This window comes from Kitasatospora sp. NPDC036755 (assembly GCF_040636595.1).
In the GTDB taxonomy this organism is placed as follows: domain Bacteria; phylum Actinomycetota; class Actinomycetes; order Streptomycetales; family Streptomycetaceae; genus Kitasatospora.
Genome location: NZ_JBEZUT010000672.1, coordinates 1 through 1,437, shown reverse-complemented (window position 1 = coordinate 1,437; position 1,437 = coordinate 1). Strand labels below are relative to the sequence as shown.

Genomic DNA, 1,437 nt, shown 5'->3' with positions numbered 1-1,437 from the left:
GTACCAACCACGGCCCATCCGCGGGGTGCGCGGCGGGGGAACGGTCGCGGTTCGCATGGTTCCTGTCCTGGCTTGCCTTCGGGGCCGGGGACACGCTGGCCGCCGAGGCCGAGCACCATCGCGGCGGCCGGGTACCAGTCCAGCAGCGGGCGGCGGCCCTCCTCGGGGCCCGGGTCGTCGGCCCGGCGGACCACCGGGCACAGCGAGAAGTACGGGCGGATCATCACACCGATCAGCGCCTGGGCAGGCAGGCCGAAGCTGTACACCCGGATGACGGCGGCGGTGGCGGCGGTGTCGTGCGGGCCGAAGGCGCCGCGCTCGAACAGCAGCGACACCACCGAGGGGGCGCAGGCCATCAGGAAGGCGGTGCCGAGCAGGACGACCGCCGCCGCCTGGCCGAGGTCCTTCTCCACCCGGTCGCGGGCGGCGGTGAGGTCCCCGGCCGCCAGCGCCCGGGCGACCAGCGGGAAGGTGACGGTGCAGATCAGGATGCCCGCCGTCATGGCGAGTTGGGAGACCTTGGCGGCGTAGTTGAGGTGCGAGATGGTGCCGGGCGGCAGGGCCGAGCCGAGGTAGCGCTCGACGAAGACCTGGGACTGGCGGGTGAGCGTGAAGGCGGCCACCGGCAGCAGGGCGAGCGGCATCAGCACCAGGGCCCGGCGCGAGCGGCGGCCGAGGCCGGCGCCGGGCGGGCCCTGGCCCAGCCGGCGCAGGAAGGGGCCGACCAGCAGGCCGGCCATCAGCAGGCTGCCGGCCGCGACGCCGAGGGCGGCGGAGCGCACGCCGAGGTGGGAGTGGAGGCAGAGCAGGACGGTGAGGATGCCCAGGTTGTAGGCGACGTAGATGCCGGCCGGGGCGGTGAAGCGGTGGTGGGCGCGCAGTGCGGCGGCCAGGTAGCCGGCCACCCCGAAGGGCAGCACGGTGACCGCGGTGATCCGGGTGCAGGTGACGGCGAGCGCGGGGTCGGGGAGGCCGGGGGCGAGCAGCCCGACCAGGTGCGGGGCGCCCAGGGCGACGGCCAGGGCGAGGCCGCTGAGCGCCAGCAGCAGCCAGGGCAGGGTGGCGCAGACCAGCTGGCGGACCGGGTCCGGGGCGTCCGGGTCCTCCTCGCGCAGCACCAGGGCGAGGGCGAAGGCGGGCACCATGAGGAACGACATGGCGTCCTCGATCAGCAGCGGCGCCGCGGTCTCGGGGACGGTCCAGGCGACCAGGAAGGCGTCGGTGCCCTGGTTGGCGCCGAAGTAGCGGGCCAGCAGGAGGTCGCGCAGCAGGCCGAGGCCGGAGCCGGCGGCGCTGAGCACGGCGGTGATGCCGAAGGCCTTCGCCAGGAAGCCGCGCCGCGGCTCCTTGACCGGCACCTTCACGGAGATGGTGCCGGACTTGGCGAAGGTGAGGTCGAGCTCCAGCTCGTCGCCGAGCGACGGGGCCTTCTGCCAT

Annotated in this window: 1 protein-coding gene; it reads right to left on the bottom strand. The window is 75.1% G+C overall.

Annotated features, from left to right (window positions below; all coding sequences use genetic code 11):
- The coding region (locus AB0E96_RS41120; protein WP_359831948.1) for a lipid II flippase MurJ at window positions 1–1,437 on the bottom strand (1,437 nt) is incomplete at both ends.